Origin of the sequence: Leclercia sp. J807, assembly GCF_009734465.1 — a bacterium.
Classification (GTDB): domain Bacteria; phylum Pseudomonadota; class Gammaproteobacteria; order Enterobacterales; family Enterobacteriaceae; genus Enterobacter.
Genome location: NZ_CP046446.1, coordinates 605,594 through 632,423 on the forward strand (window position 1 = coordinate 605,594; position 26,830 = coordinate 632,423).

The 26,830-nt window shown below is 55.9% G+C and carries 28 protein-coding genes and 3 tRNA genes; 15 read left to right on the forward strand and 16 right to left on the reverse strand.

What is annotated here, in order from left to right:
- Nucleotides 1-15 precede the first annotated feature (15 nt).
- Nucleotides 16-1,680 carry a methyl-accepting chemotaxis protein gene (gene tsr / locus GNG26_RS02825; protein WP_156237727.1) on the forward strand — a complete coding sequence of 555 codons (1,665 nt, stop codon included), beginning with the start codon at nt 16-18 and terminating at the stop codon, nt 1,678-1,680.
- 117 nt (nt 1,681-1,797) lie between these two features.
- On the opposite strand, the gene opgB is transcribed toward tsr, so the two are convergent.
- From opgB to GNG26_RS02865, 8 genes are all read right to left on the reverse strand, one after another.
- Complete coding sequence (gene opgB / locus GNG26_RS02830) at nt 1,798-4,089, reverse strand: phosphatidylglycerol--membrane-oligosaccharide glycerophosphotransferase (protein ID WP_156237729.1); 2,292 nt, start codon at nt 4,087-4,089, stop codon at nt 1,798-1,800.
- Between the two features lie 215 nt (nt 4,090-4,304).
- Nucleotides 4,305-4,814 carry a DUF2501 domain-containing protein gene (locus GNG26_RS02835; protein WP_156237731.1) on the reverse strand — a complete coding sequence of 170 codons (510 nt, stop codon included), beginning with the start codon at nt 4,812-4,814 and terminating at the stop codon, nt 4,305-4,307.
- Between the two features lie 83 nt (nt 4,815-4,897).
- Nucleotides 4,898-5,635, reverse strand: a complete 738-nt coding sequence (gene dnaC / locus GNG26_RS02840) for a DNA replication protein DnaC (protein ID WP_103823160.1) — start codon at nt 5,633-5,635, stop codon at nt 4,898-4,900.
- Complete coding sequence (gene dnaT / locus GNG26_RS02845; protein WP_156237732.1) at nt 5,632-6,177, reverse strand: primosomal protein DnaT; 546 nt, start codon at nt 6,175-6,177, stop codon at nt 5,632-5,634. Before dnaT ends, dnaC begins: the two co-directional genes overlap by 4 nt.
- Before the next feature lie 105 nt (nt 6,178-6,282).
- Nucleotides 6,283-6,711 (reverse strand): organic hydroperoxide resistance protein, encoded by a 429-nt coding sequence (locus GNG26_RS02850; RefSeq protein ID WP_156237734.1) that lies wholly within the window; start codon nt 6,709-6,711, stop codon nt 6,283-6,285.
- A 30-nt stretch (nt 6,712-6,741) separates the two neighbouring features.
- Nucleotides 6,742-7,383 carry a TetR family transcriptional regulator gene (locus tag GNG26_RS02855; protein ID WP_114315952.1) on the reverse strand — a complete coding sequence of 214 codons (642 nt, stop codon included), beginning with the start codon at nt 7,381-7,383 and terminating at the stop codon, nt 6,742-6,744.
- Nucleotides 7,384-7,449: 66 nt separating this feature from the next.
- Entirely contained in the window at nt 7,450-7,923 is a 474-nt protein-coding gene (locus GNG26_RS02860; protein WP_103823164.1) for a threonine/serine exporter, read from the reverse strand.
- Nucleotides 7,914-8,690: a threonine/serine exporter ThrE family protein gene (locus tag GNG26_RS02865; RefSeq protein WP_103823165.1), complete on the reverse strand. Its 777-nt coding sequence runs from the start codon at nt 8,688-8,690 to the stop codon at nt 7,914-7,916. Before GNG26_RS02865 ends, GNG26_RS02860 begins: the two co-directional genes overlap by 10 nt.
- A gap of 435 nt (nt 8,691-9,125) precedes the next feature.
- Between GNG26_RS02865 and GNG26_RS02870 the strand changes: the two genes are divergently transcribed.
- Nucleotides 9,126-9,857: a response regulator transcription factor gene (locus GNG26_RS02870; RefSeq protein WP_103823321.1), complete on the forward strand. Its 732-nt coding sequence runs from the start codon at nt 9,126-9,128 to the stop codon at nt 9,855-9,857.
- On the forward strand, nt 9,857-10,492 hold the full coding sequence (gene bglJ / locus GNG26_RS02875) for a DNA-binding transcriptional activator BglJ (RefSeq protein ID WP_156240127.1): 636 nt from the start codon (nt 9,857-9,859) through the stop codon (nt 10,490-10,492). Before GNG26_RS02870 ends, bglJ begins: the two co-directional genes overlap by 1 nt.
- A 42-nt stretch (nt 10,493-10,534) precedes the next feature.
- Here bglJ and GNG26_RS02880 read toward each other — a convergent pair whose 3' ends face one another.
- A complete protein-coding gene (locus GNG26_RS02880) occupies nt 10,535-10,993 on the reverse strand; it encodes a YbaK/EbsC family protein (RefSeq protein WP_103823167.1) in 459 nt (152 codons plus the stop codon).
- Nucleotides 10,994-11,320: 327 nt separating this feature from the next.
- Here GNG26_RS02880 and GNG26_RS02885 point away from each other — a divergent pair, with 327 nt between their 5' ends.
- A complete protein-coding gene (locus GNG26_RS02885) occupies nt 11,321-12,664 on the forward strand; it encodes a PTS sugar transporter subunit IIC (protein ID WP_114315950.1) in 1,344 nt (447 codons plus the stop codon).
- 55 nt (nt 12,665-12,719) lie between these two features.
- Here the strand turns inward: GNG26_RS02885 and fhuF are convergent, their stop codons facing one another.
- Nucleotides 12,720-13,508: a siderophore-iron reductase FhuF gene (fhuF, locus tag GNG26_RS02890; RefSeq protein ID WP_156237736.1), complete on the reverse strand. Its 789-nt coding sequence runs from the start codon at nt 13,506-13,508 to the stop codon at nt 12,720-12,722.
- Between the two features lie 156 nt (nt 13,509-13,664).
- Between fhuF and GNG26_RS02895 the strand changes: the two genes are divergently transcribed.
- Nucleotides 13,665-13,895, forward strand: a complete 231-nt coding sequence (locus GNG26_RS02895) for a DUF1435 domain-containing protein (protein WP_103178163.1) — start codon at nt 13,665-13,667, stop codon at nt 13,893-13,895.
- Nucleotides 13,896-13,934: 39 nt separating this feature from the next.
- On the opposite strand, the gene GNG26_RS02900 is transcribed toward GNG26_RS02895, so the two are convergent.
- The 4 genes from GNG26_RS02900 to rsmC form a co-directional block, all read right to left on the reverse strand.
- Nucleotides 13,935-14,020, reverse strand: a tRNA-Leu gene (locus GNG26_RS02900).
- A 31-nt stretch (nt 14,021-14,051) separates the two neighbouring features.
- Nucleotides 14,052-14,138, reverse strand: a tRNA-Leu gene (locus GNG26_RS02905).
- A gap of 29 nt (nt 14,139-14,167) precedes the next feature.
- Nucleotides 14,168-14,254: transfer RNA gene (locus GNG26_RS02910), tRNA-Leu, on the reverse strand.
- Between the two features lie 141 nt (nt 14,255-14,395).
- Nucleotides 14,396-15,424: a 16S rRNA (guanine(1207)-N(2))-methyltransferase RsmC gene (gene rsmC, locus GNG26_RS02915; protein WP_156237738.1), complete on the reverse strand. Its 1,029-nt coding sequence runs from the start codon at nt 15,422-15,424 to the stop codon at nt 14,396-14,398.
- A gap of 102 nt (nt 15,425-15,526) precedes the next feature.
- On the opposite strand from rsmC, the gene GNG26_RS02920 reads away from it, so the two are divergent.
- From GNG26_RS02920 to GNG26_RS02955, 8 genes are all read left to right on the forward strand, one after another.
- Nucleotides 15,527-15,940, forward strand: coding sequence for a DNA polymerase III subunit psi (locus GNG26_RS02920; protein WP_103823171.1), 414 nt, complete (start codon nt 15,527-15,529; stop codon nt 15,938-15,940).
- Complete coding sequence (rimI, locus tag GNG26_RS02925; protein ID WP_103178166.1) at nt 15,909-16,352, forward strand: ribosomal protein S18-alanine N-acetyltransferase; 444 nt, start codon at nt 15,909-15,911, stop codon at nt 16,350-16,352. Before GNG26_RS02920 ends, rimI begins: the two co-directional genes overlap by 32 nt.
- A 17-nt stretch (nt 16,353-16,369) precedes the next feature.
- Entirely contained in the window at nt 16,370-17,047 is a 678-nt protein-coding gene (gene yjjG, locus GNG26_RS02930) for a pyrimidine 5'-nucleotidase (RefSeq protein ID WP_114315946.1), read from the forward strand.
- Between the two features lie 90 nt (nt 17,048-17,137).
- Complete coding sequence (gene prfC / locus GNG26_RS02935; protein ID WP_103178168.1) at nt 17,138-18,727, forward strand: peptide chain release factor 3; 1,590 nt, start codon at nt 17,138-17,140, stop codon at nt 18,725-18,727.
- A 304-nt stretch (nt 18,728-19,031) separates the two neighbouring features.
- Complete coding sequence (gene osmY, locus GNG26_RS02940; protein WP_103178169.1) at nt 19,032-19,649, forward strand: molecular chaperone OsmY; 618 nt, start codon at nt 19,032-19,034, stop codon at nt 19,647-19,649.
- A 126-nt stretch (nt 19,650-19,775) separates the two neighbouring features.
- Nucleotides 19,776-19,937 carry a DUF1328 domain-containing protein gene (locus GNG26_RS02945; RefSeq protein ID WP_002887716.1) on the forward strand — a complete coding sequence of 54 codons (162 nt, stop codon included), beginning with the start codon at nt 19,776-19,778 and terminating at the stop codon, nt 19,935-19,937.
- A gap of 147 nt (nt 19,938-20,084) precedes the next feature.
- Entirely contained in the window at nt 20,085-21,155 is a 1,071-nt protein-coding gene (locus GNG26_RS02950) for a patatin family protein (protein ID WP_114315944.1), read from the forward strand.
- Nucleotides 21,152-21,934: a TatD family hydrolase gene (locus GNG26_RS02955; protein WP_156237740.1), complete on the forward strand. Its 783-nt coding sequence runs from the start codon at nt 21,152-21,154 to the stop codon at nt 21,932-21,934. The genes GNG26_RS02950 and GNG26_RS02955 overlap by 4 nt, the downstream gene beginning before the upstream one ends.
- Here the strand turns inward: GNG26_RS02955 and GNG26_RS02960 are convergent.
- Nucleotides 21,929-22,789, reverse strand: coding sequence for a YjjW family glycine radical enzyme activase (locus GNG26_RS02960; protein ID WP_156237741.1), 861 nt, complete (start codon nt 22,787-22,789; stop codon nt 21,929-21,931). The genes GNG26_RS02955 and GNG26_RS02960 overlap by 6 nt on opposite strands.
- On the reverse strand, nt 22,761-24,311 hold the full coding sequence (locus tag GNG26_RS02965) for a YjjI family glycine radical enzyme (RefSeq protein WP_156237743.1): 1,551 nt from the start codon (nt 24,309-24,311) through the stop codon (nt 22,761-22,763). Before GNG26_RS02965 ends, GNG26_RS02960 begins: the two co-directional genes overlap by 29 nt.
- A gap of 261 nt (nt 24,312-24,572) precedes the next feature.
- On the opposite strand from GNG26_RS02965, the gene deoC reads away from it, so the two are divergent.
- Both deoC and deoA read left to right on the forward strand, forming a co-directional pair.
- On the forward strand, nt 24,573-25,352 hold the full coding sequence (gene deoC / locus GNG26_RS02970) for a deoxyribose-phosphate aldolase (RefSeq protein ID WP_168192000.1): 780 nt from the start codon (nt 24,573-24,575) through the stop codon (nt 25,350-25,352).
- A 124-nt stretch (nt 25,353-25,476) separates the two neighbouring features.
- The gene (gene deoA, locus GNG26_RS02975) at nt 25,477-26,799 is read left to right on the forward strand and encodes a thymidine phosphorylase (protein ID WP_156237745.1); all 1,323 of its coding nucleotides are present in this window, start codon (nt 25,477-25,479) and stop codon (nt 26,797-26,799) included.
- Nucleotides 26,800-26,830: the final 31 nt, after the last annotated feature.

Sequence of the window (26,830 nt, forward strand, 5' to 3'; positions counted from 1 at the left end):
GTGGAATGAGAAATCATGTTAAATCGTATCAAGATTGTTACTAGCTTATTGCTGGTATTAGTTATTTTTGGCTTATTACAGCTCACATCCGGTGGCCTTTTCTTTAATGCCCTGAAGCATGACAAAGAAAACTTCACCGTTCTGCAAACCATTCGTCAGCAACAATCCACGCTTAACAGCAGCTGGGTAGCGTTGCTGCAAACCCGTAACACCCTGAACCGCGCGGGCATCCGCTACATGATGGATCAGAACAACATCGGTAGCGGTGCCACCGTGAACGATCTGATGCAGATTGCTGCTGCTTCACTGAAGCAGGCGGAAAAAAGCTGGGCGGAGTACGAAGCCCTGCCGCGTGACCCGCGTCAGAGTGAAGGTGCCGCGCTGGAAATCAAACGTAACTACGATATCTATCATGGTGCGCTGGCCGAACTGATCCAGCTGCTGGGCGCAGGCAAGATCAATGAGTTCTTCGATCAGCCGACCCAGAGCTACCAGGATGGCTTTGAGAAGCAGTACGTTAACTATCTGCAGCAGAACGATCATCTGTATCAGACCGCCGTGGACGACAGCAACAGCTCTTACAGCCAGGCCCTCTGGATCCTGCTTAGCGTGCTGATCCTGGTGCTGGTGGTAATTGTCGGCGTGTGGCTGGGTATCCGTCACGCCCTGATCTCTCCGCTGAACCGTCTGACTGACAGCATTCGTCATATCGCCAGCGGCGATCTGGTGAAACGCATCGAAGTGGACGGTTCTAACGAGATGGGCCAGCTGGCCGATACGCTGCGTCACATGCAGGCTGAACTGATGCGTACCGTCGGCGACGTGCGTAATGGCGCTAACGCCATCTACAGCGGCGCGAGCGAAATCTCCATGGGTAACAACGATCTCTCCTCCCGTACCGAGCAGCAGGCAGCCTCGCTGGAAGAGACCGCAGCCAGCATGGAAGAGTTGACCGCCACCGTGAAGCAGAACGCCGAGAACGCCCGTCAGGCGAGCCATCTGGCGCTGAGCGCATCCGAAACCGCGCAGAAAGGCGGCAAAGTGGTGGATAACGTGGTGCAAACCATGCGTGACATCGCCGGAAGTTCCCAGAAGATTGCTGACATCATCAGCGTGATCGACGGTATTGCCTTCCAGACCAACATCCTGGCGCTGAACGCGGCGGTAGAAGCGGCGCGTGCCGGTGAGCAGGGTCGTGGTTTTGCGGTGGTAGCGGGTGAAGTCCGTAACCTGGCCCAGCGCAGCGCCCAGGCGGCACGTGAGATCAAGAGCCTGATTGAAGACTCCGTGGGCCGCGTCGAAGTGGGTTCCACGCTGGTAGAAAGCGCCGGTGAGACCATGGGTGAAATCGTCAGCGCGGTGACCCGCGTGACCGACATCATGGGTGAGATCGCCTCTGCCTCTGACGAGCAGAGCCGCGGGATCGACCAGGTGGGTCTGGCGGTCGCCGAGATGGATCGCGTCACCCAGCAGAACGCCTCCCTGGTGCAGGAATCTGCGGCGGCAGCGGCGGCACTGGAAGAGCAGGCGAGCCGTCTGACTCAAGCAGTGGCGGTGTTCCGCATTCAGCAGGAGCAGCAGAAAGCCCATTCACACGCGGCGGTGAAAACCGTGATGTCGCCGGTGACGACGCGCAAAGCGGCCGCTGCCGACAGCGGTGACAACTGGGAAACCTTCTGATGTAAAAAAGCGCCCTGTTCAGGCAGGGCGCTTTTTATGCCCGGCGGCGCCTGGCTTGCACGGGCCTACGGTTTCCCATGCCGGGTAAGCGCAGCGCTACCCGGCACTCTCCTTCGATTACCCTTCCGCGTTCACCACTTTGATCTCCACCATGCCTATCCCCAGCTGGCGCGGAGAGTGGCCGAGGATATTCCCCTCGTTAGTGGACTCCGGTGCAGGCGGAACAATCACCAACGTGCTGCTGTGCGACGGGTTGTCGAAATGCAGCGTCGTGGTAGTAACTTCATTCCCCAGCGTCAGGGTCTGCTCTTTATCACCAATGCGTACCGGAATCGGTTTGTTAGCGTTCGGCCCCCAGGCTTTGGCGGTGATCACCAGATCGAATTTCGCCGGCAGCGGCTGGTTATATTCGATCTTCACTTCATCACCCAGTTGGGCGTTGGACCAGCGTCCCCAGGATTCCGGACGCGAGATCCCGCTGAACTGCTTCACCTCTTCGGGCGCCCCGGCCACGTTAAAGACAAAGCTGTCAGCCTTGTAGCGGATGTCGTTGTCGGACACCTTGAGCATGTCGACGTTGCGCTGATAGCGATCGGTGCTGATCACTGTATCTTTAAAGGCCGTTTTGCCCTTCCACTGCGCTTTATCGACATGCTGCACGGTCTGCTCGCCGCCTAACTGGCCCTGAGAAACACACCAGTCGGTAGAGAGCGCCAGCGGCTGCGACCAGAGCTGACCCATCTTGTAGCAGCGGTCAACCCAGACGAAGTTATCCCGTGGGGCAAAGTCCGCCAGCTGGTAGCGCAGCGGAGCCGAGTATTCGCTTTCCGGCAACGGTTCGACCCGCTTATCGGAAACGCGCAGCAGCAGCGGCAGGCGGAAGTGGCTGCCGGAGAAGGCCATCATGTTTTTCTGGCTGTCGATGGTGAACTCTTTCAACTCTTTCGGGAAGTTCCACAGGCGAATGACGTCCGGTTTCCACGCCAGCACCTTTTCCTTCATGTTGAGGAACACCTCAGACAGCGACTGCCCGGAGAGGCTGCTGCGACCCAGGCCGATAAAGTTATCCCCGCCGAGAATATCCAGCACCGTTGCGCCGTTATCCATGGTGTTGCGCTTCACGGCCATCACCTCCTGCTGCGGCTTATCGCCACGCAGGATAAAGAACAGGTTGCTGCGGTCGTGTTTGTTCAGCGCATCCCAGGCGGTGTTTTTCATCGCCAGATGGTCGGAAGAGACCACGATCACCGTGTTTTTGAAGTACGGCGAGGCTTTGATTTTTTCGATCAGCGCCGCAATGTGCTCCTGGCTACAGCCCACCGCGCTGAAGGACTGATTGGGTTTGCCTTCAAGGGCATAGCTTTTGCGCTGGCAGGTACGGGAGATAAAGCCATCCGGGTGGTGCGTATCCACCGTCAGGGCAAACAGCGAGAAGCGTTTGCCGGACTGTGACAGCGCCTCGAATTTTTTCCAGGTTTCATCCAGCACCGTATCGTCATAGAAACCCCAGTCGTTACGGTAGGTCGGATCCGCGACGGTGGTTTTTAACTCTTCTGCACCGTACAGATGGTCAAAACCGTGGGACTTCAGGAACACATCTTTCCCGGCGAAACGCAGGTTGGCACCCTGCATGAAATAGTTCTCGTACCCGGAGTTTTTCAGGATATCGCCGAGACAGATATTCTGCGGGAAGAAGCTCGAGACCGAGGCCGAGGCGTTGCCTTCAAACGGGGCGAACAGCGGGATGCCACACTGGGAGGCGACCATGCCTGCGATGGTGTAATCGGTGCCGGGCAGCTGCGCGGTGTGGCTAAAATCGATCCCCTCATTTTTGATAGCACCCAGCTCCGGCGCGAGATCCGGGAAGGCGTCATTATCAAAGTAGGTGCGCTCCAGGCTCTCGCCATAGATATAGACCAGGTTGAGTTTCGGGTTCGGAATGGTTTTACCCGGCTCTTTGTAATAGGCCGCAAAGTCGGGATCGCCATCGCGGGATTGCGATTTCACCAGCTCGGTGATCTGGTGAAACGCCGGGCTGGCATCCACCGAGGCGAGGGCCAACACCAGCGCCAGCAGGCTGTAGCCGAGGTGATGCGGATGATGGCGACGGCGGCGCAGGATCCAGCCCAGCAGGCCAAATACCGCCACCAGCGCAACCACCACGCCAATACCAGGAAGTATGTACTTACTAACCCCGGCACCGGTCAGACTGTTGGTCAGGGTATAGAGGACGGCATCGTTAATGCCATCGCCGGTAAAGTAGTCACTGGCGTAGAGAGTAATGTTCAGTACGACAAACAGCCCCAGCACCAGAAGGGTGACGGCAAACCACCACGTGTTACGACCCGCTTTGCGGGAATAGATAACAACCGAGGCGATAAACAGGGCAATAGAAATGAACTCTGACAACAGCTTATCCTCAACAAAGGCATCCGCCGATTGGCGGATTAACTGTTTAATTTTTGGGTGATCCAATGTAATGGCGATGCCATCAAGCTGCAATTGTAGTGTCACGCAATTGTGCTGTTGTTAGGATTTGGTTTAGAAAATCGAATGTTTGACGGGCGTCGCTTTCTGCGGGGAAGGGGAGAAACGCCGCGGCAGTCGTCGCGGCGTATCGGGGATTAAGAGATAAAGCTCATGCCCTGTTTCAGGACAAAATCACAGGCCTGGGCTTTGACCTTCTTCGCCAGCGGCGAGTTGCCGATGGTTTCCAGATTCAGTTGCTCACCGTTATTGGCATTCAGCAGACCCTGGATCCCTTCCAGATAGTTGGTGTCCTGCTGCTGCTCTTCCTGGGTGTCGAGACCCAGCTTACCCAGCACCTGATTTTTAATGTTGGTGGCATCGGTCATCGAAGCCAGCTTCTCTTTCGCGCAGTACTCGAGGATCCCGGCCGCGTTATTCATGTTGCTGGCAGAGAGCGACTGGCCGCCATTGTTGAGCAGACCGGTGAGCGAGGAGAGGGAGAGGCCACCGTTCTGGGACGTTGTGGTGGTGCTGTTGCTGCTACTGCCCGCGCTGAGCTGGCTGGCGGCACTGTTAAGCGTATCCTGCCAGGAGGAGGCCGCCTGGGCTGCACCCGTCATCAGGAGGGCGCTGACTGCGGCGCTAAGAAGAAAATGTGTTTTCATAAGACCTACTCTGTCGATTGCCCGCCGGGGCGGAGTGGCAGCCAGTATAAACCTCGCGACAGCGCAGAACTTGGGTAAATATCCTAATACTCTTTACCGGTAACGCGGCTGCGATAGCTTTCCCAGTCAAAAATCACATACAGGCTGTTACCGAGTTTCATGCGATCCATCACCCGCTCGCCCAGCAGACGGGTCATCTCTTCAACGTTATGGTTGGTCAGCATGCCGGTCGGGCGCTTAGAGGAGGAGCGACGATCGACAATCTGGTTGATGATCACTTTTTCATAGCGCGATTCGGTCTGCACGCCGATTTCGTCGATCACCAGCAGATCGACGTTACTCAGATCGTTCAACAGCTGTTCTTCGCTGGTTTCCCGGTTGCTGAAGGTATCTTTCATGGCGGACATGATGTCAGCCACGGTGATGATCAGCACCGATTTACCGCGCAGCAGCAGCTCGTTGCAGATGGCCGCCGCGAGATGGTTTTTGCCGGTGCCGGGCTTGCCGCTGAAGATAAAGCTGGCGATGTTGCCGTCGAACTCTTCTACGTACTGGCGCGCCTGTTGCAGCGCCTGAAGTTGTCCCTGGGTCTCGACGTTGTAATTGTCGAAGGAGCAGTTCTGATGCAGAGGACGAATGCCGGAGCGGTTAAAGGTGCGCTGCATCTTCATGGCGCGGTTCTCCCGTGCCAGCGCTGCCGCGCGGATCTTACCCTGCTCTTTTTGCCACGCCAGCAGCTCTTCACCGGTGGTAAAGGCCGGTTTGACGTTAGCGGGCATGATCTTCTGCAGACGTTTCATCAGTTCGCCGAACTCTTTCATTTGGCACCTCGGAATCCGTGGGGGATCTGTTTATCCGGTTCTGAAAAGGTATTCACATCGCGTCTGGCCTGGTTGCCGCTGCTGGCCCGGTTGATCTGCACGCTGCGCGCCAGCTTCTGCTGCCACTGAATATGGTGAAAGACTTTCCCTTCCGCCTGCCAGTACGCGGTAAAGGCGGCCAGCTCTTCCGGGGCGACAGGCTGGGTGAGGGCAATGCCCCACAGCGCCGCCTGACGCTGGAAGTCGGGATCCGGCTGCCAGCCGTTATACATGGCGAATTTGCCCATCGGCACCGCCACCGGCGCGTTGGTGGGTTCCTCGAAGAATTGGGTATCCAGAGTGACGTCACTGGCCGGGCGCGACAGGCGCGCTTCCAGCTCCAGCAGCTCGGCCAGACGCTGCGGCGTGATGGCGTAAAAAGCCGGTGCATTGTCGGCGAAAACGGCGACAGTACCGCCTTGCGCCCTGGACAGCACGCCGCGGGGATCGTGCATAAAGGCATCAATGCCAGTGACGCTGGTGGTCAGGATTCTGGAGGACATAATACTTCTCTACTGAGTTACTGCGGACGAGATATGGGCTTATGGTAGCACAGAGAGGAGGGGGCAGGCAGGGGTCTGAAACCCACTCCCTGACCCCCTGAAAAATCAGGAGATAATATTCAGCGTCACATCGATATTGTTGCGGGTGGCGTTAGAGTACGGGCAGACAATGTGCGCCGCATCCACCAGCTTTTTCGCCTCATCGGCGTCCATTCCCGGCAGGTGAATATTCAGTTTCGCTTCGATGCCAAACCCGGTTGGCAGCGGCCCGATCCCCACTTCGCCCTCAATAAAGGCCTCCTGCGGCATAGTGATTTTGTCGCGGTTAGCCACAAATTTCATGGCGCCGAGAAAACAGGCTGAGTAGCCCGCCGCGAACAGTTGTTCCGGGTTGGTGACTTCACCGCCCGCGCCGCCCATCTCTTTGGGGACGCCCAGTTTGACATCCAGCACGCCGTCGGACGAAGTGGCGCGGCCATCACGGCCTCCGGTAGCTTTGGCTTTGGCGGTATAGACAACTTTTTCTAAAGACATGGTGGGTTCCTTATCTCAGGGTTGTTTGCGCTAAGGACAGGTATAACGCAAGGCAACCTGAACCGCCATTTTTCGATAGTGTTGCCGCTGGGCCTGCTCATCGGCGCCATCCTCAAACAGCAGGGTGAAGGTGTAGCTGTTAGCCACATAGTGAAAGCTGAAACTGCTGATGAGGCGGTGCAGATCCCGGGCGTTCACCGTCTGGTTAAAGAGTTGCTTCTCTTTGCCGCGTTTGAGGATGGTTTCCAGCAGATCCAGCGCGCTGCGGTTCACCTGGCGCAGCAAGGCCGACTGCTGCATAAACCGGCCCCGCTGCATGTTCTCCATACAGATAATGCGAATGTAGTCCGGGTGGTCGGCATGATAGTCAAAGGTGGTTTCCACCAACTGCACCAGCGCTTCTACGGGCGGCATCGCATCCAGACTGAGCTGCTTTTCACTGGCGCGGATCTGGGTGTAGACATATTCCAGCACCAGCAGATAGAGGTTCTCTTTGGTCTTAAAGTGATACACCACCATCCGTTTGGTGGTGCCCGCTTTCTCGGCGATCTGCTCCATGCGTGCGCCGTTAAGCCCGTACTCGGCAAACAGCGAGAGGGCGCTGAGGAAGATTTTGTCTTTCAGGCGGGAGCCGTCGCCGTTTTCCGCGTTTTCGCTGCCGGGGTTAGACACATCTGCTCCTTACTTAGCCACATGAGAGCAGAGGATTATCACCACGGCAGCGGGAGAACACAACTCTCAAACCCGGGGGCGTTTGCGGTAGAGCCACAGTCCGGGGATCGACAGCCCGATTGAGAGGGCGCCGACGATGGACGAGGCTTTCAGGAAGTTGGTCAGCAGCATAATCATCTGCGCTTCGCTGTAGCCAAAGTGGCTAATTTTCACCGCTGAAATCATTGCGGTATAGGCAGAGATGCCCGGGAACATCGGAATCACCGCCGCAACGGTAAAGACCTTTGGATGGGCCAGATACCAGCGCGACCACTGGATCCCAATGCTGCCCACCAGCATCGAGGCCATAAAGGTCGACCATTCGATATTCAGCCCGGCGGTCATCATCGTCATGCGCGAGCCGTGGCCAATAGCCCCCAGCAGCGCGCACCACGGCAGGGCGCGATGGGGAACGTTAAATACCATGGCAAAGCCCACTGCCGGAATGGCCGACAGCATCATGTCTTGGGCCAGCGCCCAGAGAAAATCGATTACGCCCATCCGCGAAGCCCCCATAACGTCATGGCCATCACCACCCCAATACAGGTGGCGAGGGTGAGTAAACTGGCTATCGCCCAGCGGGCAAGGCCGGTATTGATGTGACCTTTGAACATATCGGCCACGGCATTAATCAGCGGAAAGCCCGGCACCAGTAGCAGCACGCTGGCGGCCATGGCGATGGTCGGGGTGGTGGCAAAGCCCGGCAGCCGCAGCAGCAGGCCGGAGACCGTGGTGGCGACAAAGGCGGTGATGCAGAAGTTAATTTGTGGGTGCAGATGCCGGCCTGTCAGCACCTGACGCACGTACATGGCGAGGGTGCTGGCGATAAAGGTCACCATCGCGCCGTCCCAGCCACCGTTGTTAAGTTTGCAGAAGCAGGCGCAGGAGAGACCCACCATCAGCGCCACCAGCCAGCGTGGATAGCGCAGCGGCTTGATCTGGCTGAAGCGTTTTTCGACGCCCTGCGCATCCAGCAGCTTGTGTTCCGCCATGATCACAATGTGTTGCACCTCGGTGACGACGTGCATGTTGATCCCACGATCGTGGTTTTTACGCGTTGAGGTCAGACACTGGCCCGCTTTAATGGTGGTCAGCACAATCGCGTTAGAGGAGATGGAGCTCTCTACGCTGTCCATCCCCAGGGCCAGCCCCAGTCGGGTAGAGAGCTCCTCGACCAGGGCGCTTTCGGCACCGTGTTGCAATAAAAAAAGGCCGCACTGAATACACAGTCGCGTAACGGCGCGTTGTGAGGATTGATCTGCCTGCATCTGTTGCCCTGAGGAGAGAGTGACGAGTGGATAGCCGGAATGTCTACTTTTAGCACACAACCCGGTGGCGTTTGCTCTGGGCCAGATCAAGGTTTAAGCAGATTAGTACTGTAAACAGGTATTACGTTCAGCTGATTAATTATTAATTTCTATGCATTTTATATTTACATATTTATTTAATTTATATTTAGAATATCTAATTTGCTCTTTTTAAAAATATCGCGCGCCAGGGGTTAACATTGCGGCGTTATTTTGCGATATTAATGCCGTTTTGGCGGTGTATACATTTGTGATGCTGATTCTTATCGCAATCTCATTTCGTTCAGCTAATAGAAAAGGAAAGACATTACATTTTTACGTCGCCCTGTTAGACAAACAGGTATTTCAATTGGATGAAAGACGTGGAATGAACGTATGAATGGATTCGGAGCGAAAATGCCGTCATTGATCTGTAAGAGTGTAATAATAATTGGAAAGTCACCCATAATGCAGACCGGCCTCGGCAGCATTATGTCTCGCTATTTCCCGGACTACGATCGTTCATACTGTCGGACCCATGAAGAGCTGACGCTTCTTCAATTGCGTCGTGCAGGCGTGGTCATCGTTGATATTTCAGATGAACAGCGTAATTCGCGTAATATTTGCAATCAGTATCACGTATTACAAAATCAGTATCGGGATATTCACTGGATATTTTTGGTTTCTCGGGCAATTTACCCCCTCGCTGTTGAGCACTTAATGCGTCCAGAAAGCACGTTGCTATCCAACATGGAGCCCATCGAAAGCGTGGTTAAGGCTATCCGGGCGGGTAGTGAAAACGCTGAACGTATTAGCCAGACGCTATTAATCCCCGATCCAGATGATTTATATGACAATCAGGACGAAGTCATGTTGACCTTCTCAGAGCGTAAAGTATTACGCTTACTGGGAAAAGGTTGGGGTATTAATCAAATCGCCGCATTGCTGAAAAAGAGTAATAAAACGGTAAGCGCGCAAAAAAACAGTGCCATGAGAAGACTTGCTTTAACGAGTAATGCCGAAATGTACGCGTGGATTAACAGCACTAAGGGAATGAAAGAGCTGAGTTTATTCTCTGCCTATGGAGAGCAAGACGAATGGAAAAGAGCGCGCCAAAAAGACATATCGCTATCGTCGAAAAGTGCATGATGAGTGCTATGGGGCTGAAGCATCTTTTTGCCAGTCCCTCACTTAAAGGTTATGAAGTCCACCTTTTTAATAATATTAATAGTTTCCAGTCATCACTTAGTTTTATTCCATACACGTCGTTAATTTATTCACTCTCGGATGAGCGGGAAGAACGGCGTAATTGCCTGGTCTGTATTAAGGAAGTGGCCACCACGTACGGCATGATTCAGCGAATTGTGCTCGCATCAGATGAGGCAGAAGCGAGCCTGATTAATCAGCTTTCGCCGTCACGCCTGCATGGCGTCATTCTCAAATCTGAGCCACTCGCCGAACTGCAGGAGCAACTCAGCAAAATATTGAGTGAGAACCGACGGGTCAATGACAGTCATAATAACCACTGGAATATCCATCGTGGGAGACTGCTGAGCCCAACCGAGCGCGCCATTTTGCAGTTTATGTCGTGCGGCTTCTCCATCCCGGAAATCGCCACCCGGCTCGATCGCAACATCAAAACCATTCGTGCGCATAAATTTAATGCCATGATTAAGCTCGGTGTGCGTTCCGACGTGGGATTACTGCACGCGGCGGACATCCTGACGCATTTTCCCGTCCCGGATCCCCGCAACTCGCGCTTCATGTCCCAGCACTTTTCATAGCCCATGCGAAAGTCTGCGCCAGAACGATTTCTGGCGCGGGACTTACAGGCAAACGTCTACCCATGTTGCCTGAGTAAGTTCGGCCATTCTTTCCGGAGAAATACGGACCGCGCTGTGGATCGCACCGGCAGCGGGCAGCACTTCCGCATACTGTTTTAGCGAGATGTCACAATAGACCGCCAGCGGCGTTTCCAGTCCGAAAGGGCAGACGCCACCCACAGGGTGCCCTGTGATTGTCACCACCTCGTCACTGCTCAGCATCCTGGCCTTTGCGCCAAACGTCTGCTTCAGCTTTTTGTTATCAAGACGCGCATCGCCTTTAGCGACCACGAGGATCACCTCATCTTTGATTTTTAGCGACAGCGTTTTCGCTATCTGACCCGGCGCGACGTTGTGGGCCTCGGCAGCCAGCGCAACGGTAGCGGTACTCTGACCCAGTTCGATGACTTCAACATCCGGGGCGTGGTCAGCAAAAAACTGGCGCACAGACTGCAAACTCATTGTTTCCTCCAGAAAATACTCTGTGTAGTCGGTCATAAGAAATTATGCTCTGTAAATATTTACCAGGTCACACACTTCTTATATCAGCGATTTCTGGATCCTCTTCACAATCACGGAAACCGGTTACAGTAACCGGTTGCAGACCATGATATGGAGATTAATACTGATTACGTCACTTCCCCTGTATCCAATAATAAGAGTCGATTATGAAACCTATCCGTTTGAGCAGTACCGCTGGTAAGCGAGCCAGCAAGGTGGTGAAAGTGGTATATGGAACACCGTGCGGCGTCACAGCGCCCGAAACGATCGTCTGACAGGAGAGCCGTTATGTCTGCCAACCATGCTGCGTTTAACCTGATATTCCGATTTGTTGAAAACTATGTCAGCCCCATTGCCGGACGCATCTCCTCTCAGCGTCACGTGATGGCGATCCGCGACGGCTTTATCTCCGCGATGCCGTTTATGATTGTTGGCTCGTTCTTATTAGTGTTTGCTTACCCGCCGTTTTCGCCGGACACCACATGGGGCTTTGCCCGCGCCTGGCTGGATATGGCAAAACAGTTTGAAGGCCAGATCCTCACCCCCTTCGATATGACGATGGGCGTGATGTCCCTCTATATCTGTGCCGCTATCGCCTACAACCTCGGCAAGCACTACGTTAAGTCGCATCAGCTCGACCCCTTCATGTGCGCCATGCTGTCGCTGATGGCCTTCCTGCTGATCGCCGCGCCAAAAACTAAAGGCGCATTGCCGGTGGATAGCCTCGGTGGGACGGGGATCTTCACCGCCATTCTGGTGGCAATCTACTGTGTGGAGATGATGCGTTTTCTGAAGGCGCACAACATCGGTATTCGCCTGCCCGACCAGGTGCCGCCGATGATCAAGAACTCCTTCGATCTGCTGATCCCGGTGCTGGTGGTGGTGTTAACCCTCTATCCGCTGAGCCTGTTCATTCAGTCTGAGTTTGGCATGCTGATCCCGCAGGCGATCATGGCTATCTTTAAGCCGCTGGTCTCCGCGGCGGACTCGCTGCCGGCGATCCTGTTGGCGGTGCTGATTGGTCATTTGCTGTGGTTTGCGGGCATCCACGGGGCGGCGATTGTCTCCGGTATGCTGCAGATGTTCTGGCTCACCAACCTGGGGATGAACCAGACCGCGCTGGCGCAAAGCGCGCCGCTGCCACACATCTTTATGGAGGCGTTCTGGACCTTCTTCATTGTGATTGGCGGCTCCGGGGCGACGATGGGGCTGGTGTTCTGCTATCTGCGTAGCCGTTCGGCGCACCTGCGTTCTATTGGACGGCTGAGCGTGGTGCCGAGTATTTTCAACATCAACGAACCGGTCATCTTCGGGACGCCTATCGTGATGAACCCGGTGTTCTTTATCCCGTTCCTGCTGGCGCCAATGGTCAACGCGGTACTGGCGTGGGCGGCGATGAAGCTGGATCTGATTGGTCGCGTGATTTCGGTGGTTCCCTGGACCGCTCCTGCGCCGGTGGGGGCTGCCTGGGCGCTGGGCTGGGATTTCCGTGCGGCGATCCTGGTCCTGCTGTTAGCGATGGTCTCCGCCATCATCTACTACCCGTTCTTTAAGGTCTACGAGAAGCAGCTGCTGGCGCAGGAGGCCGAAGAGGCCCAGCGTGCAGAAGAAGAAAGTCAGCAGGTCGCGTAATAGAAGCAAAACGGCAACCCTCGGGTTGCCGTTTTCATCTATTGGACCTGACAAACTACTTCAGCGTGCAATCGCCGCACTGCTGAACGTCCGGCAGGCGATAGCGCTGACAGCAGGTACGACGCACCAGCAGGCCGTCGCGTGGAACGACGGTGCGATAAAGCGGGTTGTCACGCCCATCGGAGAGCTGGCGGGCAAAGAAAATCGCCTGACGCAGCGCGTCCACTTTCTCATCCCCCAGCAGGGGTTTCATTTCGGTCAGATACCAGTGAATTAAATAGCCGGTATTGCTCCAGATAAGTTTACCGTTGATCTCACCCGTCGCTTCCAGCACGTCAACCACCGGGACCAGGGCGCGCGTCACCAGTATTTCCATACGCTGCTGGGGCGAAAGCGAGGTTGCCTGGCTGTCTTCCTGAACGTCAATCCAGAAGCAGGCTGCGCGTCCGGTTTCGTGAAACTCAACGTGGAAATGTTCCGGGGAAATATCCAGCGCCACATCCTGGGTCAGCAGGGCCAGCATCATTGGTGGAACCATCAGCCCGATATACCACTGTGCCCACAGCGACAGCAGCGGCTTGTTTTCCCGCGCCATCGTGGGCTGGTTGCGGTAGATATGATCGGAGTAGGTTGCCAGCAAAGACTGCAGTTCGGCAGGACGCTGCCACTGCGCCAGCGTCATGGCGTGATGAGGATGGGGTTCGTCCAGCTTGATGACATCCAGCAGATAGGCACGCGTCTGACCGATAGCGTCACGCATCGCGTCCGCAAGCCCTGAAGGCCTGGTCGTCAGCGGCGTTTGCCAGATAATATTCTCAACAGCGTGTGCGGAACGTGTGGCCATAAGTTAGCTGGATAAAAATCTAAATGATAATGATTGCCAATCCTAACTATAGATAAAACCGTGCGCAAGGCTTTTTACACATCCGGCCTTAACGCTGACAAATGAGAAAATCTATCATATGATATTGGTTATCATTATCGATTTGAGAGACGAATCATGTTGAGCAGAGCGTTGGGGAGTGGATGGGGCGTGATACTGCCGGGGATGGTCATGGCCGGGCTGGCGTGTACCGATCTGTCGTTAGCGGTCTGGAAAGTGATTATCGCGTCGGGCTTGCTGATTTCATCCGCCATGATCTGGCATAAACAACTGCGGCATTTCGTGCTGCTGCCATCATGTGTTGCGCTGATTGCGGGAATGTGGGTGCTGGTAATGAATCTGAACTAACAGGAAAAGAAGAGAGAAAAGCAGGAGAGATAAGATAATTGGTGCGAGGGGGGGGACTCGAACCCCCACATCCTAAGGACACTAACACCTGAAGCTAGCGCGTCTACCAATTCCGCCACCTTCGCACAGTCATCTTATTTTTTGATATCGCCTCGTTGGTGCGAGGGGGGGGACTCGAACCCCCACATCCGTAAGGACACTAACACCTGAAGCTAGCGCGTCTACCAATTCCGCCACCTTCGCCCAGTGCGAGCAATATCAATCATGGTTATTGGTGCGAGGGGGGGGACTCGAACCCCCACATCCGTAAGGACACTAACACCTGAAGCTAGCGCGTCTACCAATTCCGCCACCTTCGCAGACCATCGATACAGTAAAAGTATCGTAACCACGGAGGCGCATTCTAGATGTTTTCAGCTTTTCGTCAACAGATAATTGTGCGGGAGATATTATTTGCTGCAAAAATGGCCTGAACGGGCGGCTCAGGCCAGCGGGAGACGTTACTTCTTCGCCTGGCGGGTCATGATGGCGCGGTAGATCTTAAAGCGGCCCGTTTGCGCCAGTACTTCGTGGAAGCCGAAGACTTCATCCAGCACTTTCGGGTACGGCAGGAAGGCGTTCGCCACGATGCGCAGCTCACCGCCGCTGTTCAGATGGCGTACCGCGGTACGAATCAAGGTCTGCGCGGCTTCGAGGCTGGTTTCCACACCGTCATGGAATGGCGGGTTGGAGATAATCATATCGAAACGGCCGGTCACGTCGGATAAGACGTTAGAGGCAAAAACCTCGCCCTCAATGCCGTTGGCCGCAAGGGTCGCGCGGCTGGCTTCGATGGCGGATGCGCCCACATCGGTGAGGGTTAAACGCACTTTCGGCGAGTGGCTGGCGAGTACGGCGGAGAGCACGCCTGCGCCACAGCCGACATCCAGCACTTTACCTTTGGTGTGCGGCGTAAAGGTGGAGAGCAGCAGCTGGCTGCCCACGTCCAGACCGTCGCGGCTGAAGACGCCCGGCAGGGTTTTGATGGTCAGGCCATCCAGCTGATATTCATCCCAGTATTTTTCCGCATCGAAGGTCGGTTTTTTGTCCAGACGGCCATGGTAGAGGCCGCAGCGACGGGCGCTGTCGACTTTATTCAGCGTGACGTAATCTGCCAGCATCTGCTCAGCGCTGCGCACGCCGCTGCGGTTTTCTCCGATCACGAAGATATCGCAACCCACCGGCAGGAGGGAGAGCAGGTTCATCAGCTGGAACTGGGCTTCGGGTTTGTTCTTCGGCCAGTAGTAGATCAGCGTATCGCAGTCGGCCACGTCGCTCTGCTCAGCCACCAGGCTGAAACGGACGCGCTCGCCCATCTGGCGGCTCAGCACCTGCCAGTGGTGATACTGCTGGGTGTGCGCACGGCTGTCGGCGCACTCGAAACGGGCAGGCAGGTCATCCTGCATATCTCCGGCAAACAGAATACGGCTTTGTTCGAAATCATCACTGTGACGCAGCAAGACTTCACTTGCCGGGGTAAATGCAGACATGAATTGTTCCTCAATAAACACAGGCGGGGATTATAGTAGGTAGATGGCGCAGATTCGACACATTTGCTATATTTGCGCGCCTGACAGACAGGAGTTTTCGCAATGGCATCCCGACGAGACAGGCAACTACAGCAACTGGGCATCACCCAGTGGGCGCTGCGCCGCCCGGCGGCATTGCAGGGCGAAATCGCCATCTCGCTACCGGCGCATATTCGTCTGGTGATGGTGGCGCAAAGCCTGCCCGCCCTCAGCGAGCCGGTGATCGCCGACGTACTGCGGGCGCTGAGGCTGAGTGCCGATCAGGTGCTGCAGCTGACGCCCGATCGCGTGGCCATGCTGCCCGAGGGCAGCCGCTGCAACAGCTGGCAGCTTGGCGTAAGAGAAGAGATTGCTCTGGAGGGGGCGAGTATGGCCTCTCCGGCGCTGGACGAACTTAACGTAAACCCGGCGGCACGTCGCGCGCTGTGGCAACAAATCTGCGAACATGAACACAATTTCTTCCCTCACGACGACTGATTTAGCGCAGGCTTTTGAGATCGAAAAACGCGCCCACGCCTTTCCGTGGAGTGAAAAAACCTTTGCCAGCAACCAGGGTGAGCGTTACCTCAACTATCGGCTGGATGTCGATAACCAGCTGGCGGCATTTGCCATCACGCAGGTCGTTCTGGATGAAGCGACGCTGTTTAACATCGCTGTGGATCCTGCTTTCCAGCGCCGTGGGCTGGGCAGAGAACTGCTGGAACATTTAATTCGCGAGCTGGAAGCCCGAGACGTGTTCACGCTGTGGCTGGAAGTACGGGCCTCGAACGTCGCCGCCATCGCACTCTATGAAAGCCTGGGCTTTAACGAGGCGACGATCCGCCGTAACTATTACCCCACCGCAGAAGGACGTGAAGACGCCATCATCATGGCTCTGCCGCTTGGATAACTAAAAAGGTTGTAACAATGAACTGGGACTGGATTTTCTTTGACGCCGATGAAACGCTGTTTACCTTCGATTCGTACGGCGGCTTACAGCGGATGTTTCTCGACTACAGCGTGACCTTTACTGCTGAAGATTTCCAGGCTTACCAGATGGTGAATAAACCGTTGTGGGTGGATTACCAGAACGGCGCGATCACCGCGTTACAGCTTCAGCACCAGCGTTTTCAGGGGTGGTCCGAGCGCCTGAACGTTCCGCCAGGCGATCTGAACGACGCCTTCCTTAATGCAATGGCTGAAATCTGCGCCCCGCTGCCGGGCGCCGCGTCGCTGCTGGCCTCCCTGAAAGGCAAGGCGAAGCTCGGGATCATTACCAACGGCTTTACCGCGCTCCAGCAGATCCGCCTTGAGCGGACCGGTTTCCGTGACTACTTTGATTTATTAGTGATTTCAGAACAGGTGGGCGTGGCAAAACCGGCCCCGCAAATCTTTGATTATGCGCTGGCCCAGGCCGGAAACCCTGACCGGGCGAAAGTGCTGATGGTGGGGGACACGGCGGAGTCGGATATCCTTGGTGGGATGAACGCCGGGCTCTCCACCTGCTGGCTGAACGCGCACAACCGCACCCTGCCGGAGGGGATCACACCGACCTGGACCGTGACCTCCCTGAGCGAACTGGAGCAACTCCTGTGTAAACATTGATTGCCTGCCCCCCATTGATGGGTAAAATAGCCGCATTTTCGTATTCATGATGCGCGGCTTGCTGCCGCGCTTTTTAAAGAAGATTGAATTATGACGTTGTCTCCTTATCTGCAAGAGGTGGCGAAACGCCGTACTTTTGCCATTATCTCTCACCCGGATGCCGGTAAAACCACCATCACCGAAAAGGTGCTGCTGTTCGGACAGGCGATCCAGACCGCCGGTACGGTAAAAGGCCGTGGCTCCAGCCAGCATGCAAAATCGGACTGGATGGAGATGGAAAAGCAGCGTGGGATCTCGATTACCACCTCCGTAATGCAGTTCCCGTATCACGACTGCCTGGTGAACCTGCTGGACACCCCGGGGCACGAAGACTTCTCCGAAGATACTTACCGTACCCTGACGGCGGTGGACTGCTGTCTGATGGTGATCGATGCCGCAAAAGGCGTTGAGGATCGTACCCGTAAACTGATGGAAGTTACCCGTCTGCGCGACACGCCGATCCTGACCTTCATGAACAAACTCGACCGTGACATCCGCGATCCGATGGAGGTGATGGATGAGGTGGAGCGTGAGCTGAAGATCGCCTGTGCGCCAATCACCTGGCCAATTGGCTGCGGTAAGCTGTTTAAAGGCGTTTACCATCTCTACAAAGACGAAACCTACCTGTATCAGAGCGGTAAAGGTCACACCATTCAGGAAGTGCGCGTCGTTAAAGGGCTGGATAACCCGGATCTGGACGCGGCTGTCGGCGAAGAGCTGGCAGAACAGCTGCGTGAAGAGCTGGAGCTGGTCAAAGGCGCTTCCCACGAATTTGATAAAGAGCTGTTCCTGAGCGGTGAAATCACGCCGGTCTTCTTTGGTACCGCGCTGGGTAACTTTGGCGTGGACCATATGCTGGACGGTCTGGTGGAGTGGGCGCCGCAGCCGATGCCGCGTAATACCGACTCCCGTGAAGTGGTTGCCAGCGAAGAGAAGTTCACCGGCTTTGTCTTTAAGATTCAGGCCAACATGGACCCGAAACACCGCGACCGCGTAGCGTTTATGCGTGTGGTATCCGGCAAATATGAAAAAGGCATGAAGCTGCGCCAGGTGCGTACCGGTAAAGATGTGGTGATCTCCGACGCGCTGACCTTTATGGCCGGTGACCGTTCCCACGTGGAAGAGGCGTATCCGGGCGACATCATTGGCCTGCATAACCACGGCACCATCCAGATTGGCGACACCTTTACTCAGGGTGAGATGATGAAGTTCACCGGTATTCCGAACTTCGCACCGGAGCTGTTCCGTCGTATCCGCCTGAAAGATCCGCTGAAGCAGAAACAGCTGCTGAAAGGGCTGGTTCAGCTGTCGGAAGAGGGGGCAGTGCAGGTATTCCGTCCTATCGCCAATAACGATCTGATTGTCGGCGCCGTGGGCGTGCTGCAGTTTGACGTGGTGGTTGCCCGTCTGAAGAGCGAGTACAACGTTGAAGCGATTTACGAATCGGTCAACGTGGCGACGGCGCGCTGGGTAGAGTGTTCTGACGTGAAGAAATTCGAAGAGTTCAAGCGTAAGAACGAGGTTCAGTTGGCGCTCGATGGCGGTGATAACCTCACCTATATCGCCCCAACCATGGTTAACCTGAACCTGGCGCACGAACGTTATCCGGATATTCAGTTCCGCAAAACCCGCGAGCATTAATCCCTTCCCGGAGCACGGCAGCCGCCGTGCTCTGCTTAAATCCCTGCCTTATTAATCCCTTGCGGAATGTTCTTAATTCAACGACTTTTGCTGCTTATTGCTCATTTTTTGCCCAATTCTGAAAGCGGACCTGTGAGAGTGATCTATATTTAACTCAGTGTTTAACACCGGGCGCAGATGAAAGTTTCATTCAATGCGTGTTGATAAGATTCTCATCTCGCCCGAGTGTTGATTGGTAGTACTAAAGACTACTTGCACGTGATGTTTGACGCTCGAATTCGGAGCAAACCACAGGAATACATCGATGAATACTAAAAAATTGAAGATTTCGAAAACTCTGCTGGCGGTAATGATGGGTAGTGCTCTGGTATGCGGTTCTGCAATGGCAGAGACCACCGCAACGGATAAAGCGCAATCCACTGCGAACACCGCAGGGGAAAAAATCGATAACTCTATGAATAAAGTCGGTAACTTCATGGATGACAGCTCTATCACAGCTAAAGTAAAAGCTGCGCTGGTAGACGCTGATGACATTAAAAGCACCGATATCTCTGTAGAAACCGATAAAAACGTCGTCACGCTGAGTGGCTTCGTTGAAAGCCAGGCTCAGGCTGAAAAAGCGGTCTCCGTGGCGAAAGGCATTGAAGGCGTAAAATCTGTCAGCGACAAACTGCATGTTCGTGACGGCAAGGAACAGTCTGCTAAAGGCTATGCCGGTGACGCTGCGACTACCAGCGAAATCAAAGCGAAACTGCTTGCCGATGACATCGTTCCTTCACGTAATGTGAAAGTGGAAACCACCGACGGTGTGGTACAGCTCAGCGGTGAAGTAGAGTCTAAGGCACAGAGCGACCGTGCTGAAAGTATCGCTAAAGCCATTGATGGCGTGAAAAGCGTTAAAAATGATCTGAAAGTGAAATAAAACTCCAAAATTCGTCCTTCTGGCTGAGGCCAGAAGGCGAGATAAGAATTACACATGTAGATATCGCCGTGAGCAACCTGAGCGCTCACCATGCGGTCGACATTAACTATGGTAAAGGAGAGTCATATGTTTCGTTGGGGCATCATTTTTCTGGTTATCGCGTTAATTGCCGCCGCTCTGGGTTTTGGTGGACTGGCGGGTACCGCGGCGGGTGCGGCGAAAATTGTCTTCGTCGTCGGTATTATCCTGTTCCTGGTAAGCCTGTTCACCGGACGTCGTCGTCCATAGCTCAGGTAACCGTATGTTGATGAAAAGGCCCATGTTAAGCATGGGCCTTTTTCTTTGGCTGACCTTTTCGCAAACATCCTGTTTGGGAAACCCGCCGGTGTAGGCTACTGTGTAGTGACATAACAAATAAAAAACAGGAAAGCAGAGGTGGGGCAGCGAATTCCGGTTACGCTCGGCAATATTGCGCCGTTAGCACTGAAACCCTTTCGGCCAGGCCAGATTGCGCTGGTTTGCGAAGGCGGGGGGCAACGAGGGATCTTCACGGCTGGCGTGCTGGATGAGTTTATGCGTGCGCAATTTAACCCGTTCGATCTCTATTTTGGTACCTCCGCCGGGGCGCAAAACCTCTCGGCGTATGTCTGTAACCAGCCGGGCTACGCCCGCAAAGTGATTATGCGTTACACCACCTCCCGCGACTTCTTCGATCCGTTGCGCTTTGTGCGCGGGGGAAATCTTATCGATCTCGACTGGCTGCTGGATGCTACCGCAAGCAAAATGCCGCTGGCGATGGACAACGCCTCGCGCCTGTTCGATACCGGCAAAGCCTTCTGGATGTGCGCCTGCCGCGGAGATGACTACTCGGCAAGCTATTTTTCGCCGCAAAAAGAGAACTGGCTCGACATTCTTCGCGCCACCAGCGCCATCCCCGGTTTCTACCGGACGGGAGCGCTACTGGATGGGATCAGCTATCTCGATGGTGGTGTCAGCGATGCGGTTCCGGTGCAGGAAGCGGCCCGACGCGGGGCGAACACCATTGTGGTGATCCGCACCGTGCCCTCGCAGATGTACTATACGCCGCAGTGGTTTAAACGAATGGAACGCTGGCTGGGTGAAAGCAGTCTGCAACCGATGCTGAATCTGGTGTCGCACCATGAGGCGAGCTATCACGCCATCCAGCAGTTTATTGAAAAGCCACCGGGTAAACTCAGGATCTTTGAAATCTATCCGCCAAAGCCGCTCAACAGCATGGCGCTGGGCAGCCGCGTACCGGCCCTGCGGGACGATTACAAAACCGGGCGTCTGTGCGGACGCTATTTCCTGGCGACGGTGGGCAAAATGCTGGCCGAGCGTCCACCGCTGCGCCGCCATCAGCGGATCATCGCCCCTGCTACGGTGGTGGTTCCCCCGGCAAGCGTGGCCAACGATGTTGTTGCCACACCGCTGATCGATGCCCCGCAGGCGAACGACACCCTGTTTGATAATGAGGATCTGGCGTGACTTATCGTTTTATTGATACCCATTGCCACTTTGATTTTTCACCCTTCACCGGCGATGAGCCCGCCAGCATCCAGCGTGCCGCCGATGCGGGGGTTATGGCGATCGTGGTGCCGGCCATTGATGCGGCGAGTATCGATCGCGTGCTGGATCTCGGCGCGCGCTACCCGGCGCTCTATATGGCGCTGGGTCTTCATCCGATTGTGATCGAAAACCATCAGGATGCCGATCTGGAAAAGCTGAAGACGGCGCTCGCGGCACGCCCGGAAAGGCTGGTGGCGGTGGGGGAGATCGGCCTCGATCTCTATCGCGAGGATCCTCACTTCGAGCGGCAGGAGGCGATCCTCGATGCGCAGCTCAAGCTGGCGAAACGCTACGATCTGCCAGTGATCCTCCACTCCCGACGCACCCATGACAAGCTGGCGATGCACCTTAAGCGCCACAATCTGCCGCGTACCGGGGTGGTACACGGCTTTGCCGGCAGCCTGCAGCAGGCGCAGCGCTTTGTGGCGTTGGGCTATAACATTGGCGTCGGCGGCACCATTACCTATCCCCGCGCAAACAAAACCCGTGAGGTGATGGCGCAGCTTCCCCTCTCCGCGCTGGTGCTGGAAACCGATGCCCCGGATATGCCGCTTAACGGTTTTCAGGGGCAGCCGAACCGCCCGGAGCAGGCGGCAAGGGTCTTTACCACCCTGTGTGAACTGCGCCCGGAGCCCGCGGATGAGATCGCCCAGGCGCTGCTGGACAATACCCGCGCGCTGTTCGGCCTGTCGCTATAGATAGAGCGCCGGGCGGATCACGCTGATCTGCTCGCGCTCCAGCAGCTGCGCCAGGAGCTCAACATCCTCAGCCGTTGCGCTGCGCCAGTGCCGGGCTTCGCCATAGACGCCATGCGCGTGAAAAGCATTGATCCTGACAGGAACATCCCCCAACTGGCGGATAAATTTGATCAGTTCGCGACGGTGCGTCAGGTAATCACACCGATCCGGGATCACCAGCAGGCGCAGCTCGCTCAGCCTGTTGTGCGCCGCCAGCCAGCGGATGCTGTGCTTGATGAGAAGGTTTTCGCGTCCGGTCAGATAGCGGTGGTGTTCATTACCCCATGCCTTGAGATCCACCATCGCGCCATCAAACACCGGGAGCAGTTTTTGCCAGCCGGTTTCGCTTAGGAGGCCGTTGCTGTCCACAAGGCAGGTCAGATGCTGTAGCTGCGGATCGGTTTTTAGCGTCGAAAACAGCGCCACCAGAAACGGCAGTTGAGTGGTGGCTTCCCCGCCGCTAACGGTAATGCCGGAGATAAACGGCGCGACCTTGCGGATCTGCGCCACCATCTCCTCCACACTATAGCGCTGCGCCATAGGCGTCGCCTGCTGCGGGCACATTTGCAGGCAGGTGTCGCACTGCTGGCAATGCGCATCATCCCACCAGACGCGCCCGGCCTGAACGTTCAGCGCCTCATGCGGGCAATGCGGCACACAGGCGGCGCAGTCGTTGCACCGTCCTATTGTCCACGGGTTGTGGCAGGTTTTGCAGCGCAGGTTACAGCCCTGCAGAAACAGAGCCAGGCGGCTGCCGGGCCCGTCGACGCAGGAGAACGGGATAACCTTACTGACTAAAGCGCATCTGTTGTTCATGACTTATCACGCGCGGCTGGCGCTCCAGAATGCGGGTGTTGCGGGCGGCCTCTTCTCCCAGCCAGGTGGTGTTGGTGCGGGAACCTTCGGCGCGATATTTTTCCAGATCGGACAGCCGCACCATATAGCCCGTCACACGAACCAGATCGTTGCCCGACACGTTGGCGGTGAATTCACGCATTCCGGCGCGGAAGGCACCCAGACAGAGTTCCACCACCGCCTGCGGATTGCGTTTTACGGTTTCATCCAGCGTCAGGATGTCGCTGATCCCGGCGTGATAATGCCGGTGATGCGGGGCCACCGCCAGCAGGTGGCTGATAGGATCGGGCTCGTCCCCATACGGCAGGCGCGCGCCCGGCGTGGTGTCGACGTCAGAGCTGATCCCCGACTGGGCATGCAGCATGGCGCGTTTTTTCCAGCCATGTTTAACCGGGGTCGTTTCCACGAACGCCGCCAGCTGTTCGCTGATGCGATATCCCAGCGCATTGGCCTGGTCATCCTGGCCGTAGCGCCCGTTGATTCCGGCCTTTTCACACAGCACGTTCACCGCCTCAGCCAGGCCATACATACCGAACATCGGCACAAAGTTGTCGGGATCGATCAGCCCTTCTTTAACCAGGAAGCTATTCTCAAAGAAGCCGGAACGCTGGTACAGGAAGTCGCAGCGCGCATCGATAATGGCTATCTGCTGCTGGCAGTAGTGCGGCAGGGTGCGGGTAAAGAACGCCTCCACCGTCTCGCTCTGTTCGGCGATGGCTTTCAGATTGAGGCGCACCAGGGTGCTGCCTCCGCCCGCCAGCGGCAGCGAGTTGTAACAGCTGACCACGCCGTAGCCCTTTTTTGTGAAAATTTTATCATTTACCGGACCGTTGGCAATGTGCGGCTTGCTGCATTCGCAGATGTTCTTCGCCACCTCCAGCAGCAGCGAATCCGGTGTGATGTCAGGATCATAAATAAAGGTGAGGTTGGGTGAAACCTGCTTAAGCTCTGCATCGGCACGTAAAATGGCGCGCGTGATCGGTCCCTCTGCCGGGCCGATATTGGCATGGACGAAGGCATCCGGCAGGGTGCGATCGAGGTAGCGCCAGAAACGTTTTATTCGAATATCGATTTCTTCTTGTGTTAGAATTTTAACATACGGCTGCAACAGCGTATCGAGATGGCCGAGAAAGACCGGCATGCCGGTGACGGAGGGGACATGGTGATAAAGGATGGTCAGCAGCGACAGGGCATCATCCAGATCCTGAGCGCCCTCCAGCTCCAGCCACGCCGAACCCTGTTTCAGGAACAGCGCATAGTCGGGCAACACGTAGCGCGGTTTGTAAGGCGCATGGCCTTCAAACATATCGCAGATAAATCCCCCGGCCAGCGCCAGGCGCGCATCGTTATCCAGCGCGGGATAGGGCAGGTTGTTTTCCGCTTCCAGCGCCAGAAAATGGCGTTTTTGTTCGGGGCTTAACATTGGGCTTGTCACAATTTTCTGGCAACGTTGTTGCAGGGCGGCGGGTGTGGAGAGGGACATTGTCGCTTCCTTATTGTTCGGCATGGACAGAAGGAGAGTGTAAAAAGAGTCCCACCGGCTGCCTTTGATCCTGCGCGGGTGCCTGACGCTTTAATCCGCAGTTGCAGCTTAATTATTTGAAGTTGATCGCATTACGGTAATGCAAATTTGTATGCATTTTTCATTAACTGTGATGAATGTCGAAGTGAGAATGCGGGTGAATGTTAGAATACTCACAGACCCGCAAGGTGAAATTTTACGGCTATACGCCCGGAGAATGTTATGACCGATTTAACCGCCAGCAGCCTGCGCGCACTGAAACTGATGGATCTGACCACCCTGAATGATGACGACACCAACGAAAAAGTGATCGCGCTGTGTCATCAGGCGAAAACCCCGGTGGGCACCACCGCGGCTGTCTGTATCTACCCGCGTTTCATTCCTATCGCGCGTAAAACCCTGAAAGAGCAGGGCACGCCGGAGGTGCGTATTGCCACCGTGACGAACTTCCCGCACGGCAACGACGACATCGAGATCGCGCTGGCAGAAACCCGCGCAGCCATTGCCTACGGTGCTGACGAAGTGGACGTGGTCTTCCCGTACCGCGCGCTGATCGCGGGTAACGAGCAGGTCGGTTTCGATCTGGTGAAAGCCTGTAAAGAGGCCTGCGCCGCGGCAAACGTACTGTTGAAAGTGATCATCGAAACTGGCGAACTGAAAGAAGAGGCGCTGATTCGCAAAGCGTCTGAAATCTCCATCAAAGCCGGGGCAGACTTCATTAAAACCTCCACCGGTAAAGTCCCGGTAAACGCCACCCCGGAAAGCGCACGCATCATGATGGAAGTGATCCGCGATATGGGCGTGGAAAAAACCGTGGGCTTCAAACCGGCGGGCGGCGTGCGTACCGCAGAAGATGCGCAGCAGTTCCTGGCGATCGCCGATGAGCTGTTCGGTGCCGACTGGGCCGATGCCCGTCACTACCGTTTTGGCGCATCCAGCCTGCTGGCGAGCTTGCTGAAAGCGCTGGGTCACGGCGACGGTAAGAGCGCAAGCAGCTACTAATAGCACTACTCGTTGTAAGCCGGATAAGGCGTAGCCGCCCTCCGGCGTTATTCCGCTTCGCCGGGTGGCGCTACGCTTACCCGGCCTACGGTTAGCCTTCGACTCACTTCCTCAGGGGGTTATTTTGTTTCTCGCACAAGAAATTATTCGTAAAAAACGTGATGGTCATGCGTTAAGCGACGAAGAGATCCGCTTTTTTATCAACGGCATTCGCGACAATACCATCTCTGAAGGGCAGATTGCCGCCCTGGCGATGACCATTTTCTTCCACGATATGGCGATGCCGGAGCGCGTATCGCTGACCATGGCGATGCGGGATTCAGGAACCGTTCTGGACTGGAAGAGCCTTAACCTCAATGGCCCAATCGTGGATAAACACTCCACCGGCGGCGTGGGTGACGTCACCTCGTTGATGCTGGGGCCAATGGTCGCTGCCTGCGGCGGCTACATTCCTATGATTTCCGGGCGCGGCCTCGGTCATACCGGCGGCACGCTCGACAAACTGGAAGCCATCCCGGGCTTCGATATCTTCCCGGATGACAACCGCTTCCGCGACATTATTAAAGACGTTGGCGTGGCGATTATCGGCCAGACCAGCTCTCTTGCTCCGGCGGATAAGCGTTTTTACGCCACGCGTGACATTACCGCGACCGTCGATTCCATCCCGCTGATCACCGCCTCGATCCTCGCCAAGAAGTTGGCCGAAGGGCTGGATGCACTGGTGATGGACGTCAAAGTGGGCAGCGGCGCCTTTATGCCGACTTATGAACTCTCTGCCCAGCTTGCCGAAGCGATTGTGGGCGTGGCTAACGGCGCAGGCGTGCGCACCACCGCGCTGCTCACCGACATGAACCAGGTGCTGGCCTCCAGCGCCGGTAACGCGGTCGAAGTCCGCGAAGCGGTGCAGTTCCTGACCGGCGAATACCGGAACCCGCGTCTGTTTGACGTCACCATGGCGCTCTGCGTCGAGATGCTGATCTCCGGTAACCTGGCGAAAGATGACGCCGAAGCCCGCACGAAATTGCAGGCGGTGCTGGACAACGGTAAAGCGGCGGAGATCTTTGGCCGCATGGTTGCCGCTCAGAAAGGCCCGACCGACTTCGTGGAGAATTACGCCAAATACCTGCCTACTGCGATGCTCAGCAAAGCGGTCTACGCGGATACCGAAGGCTTTGTCTCGGCGATGGATACCCGTGCGCTGGGTATGGCGGTGGTCTCGATGGGTGGCGGTCGTCGTCAGGCCTCGGACAGCATTGATTACAGCGTCGGCTTCACCGATATGGCCCGTCTGGGCGACAGCGTTGACGGTCAACGTCCGCTGGCGGTGATCCATGCGAAAGATGAAAACAGCTGGCAGGAGGCGGCGAAAGCGGTGAAAGCGGCCATTACCCTGGCAGATAATGCCCCAGAAAGCTCGCCTTCGGTCTATCGTCGTATTACCGAATAGCGGTATACTGATCTGATCGCTTTTTTATGAA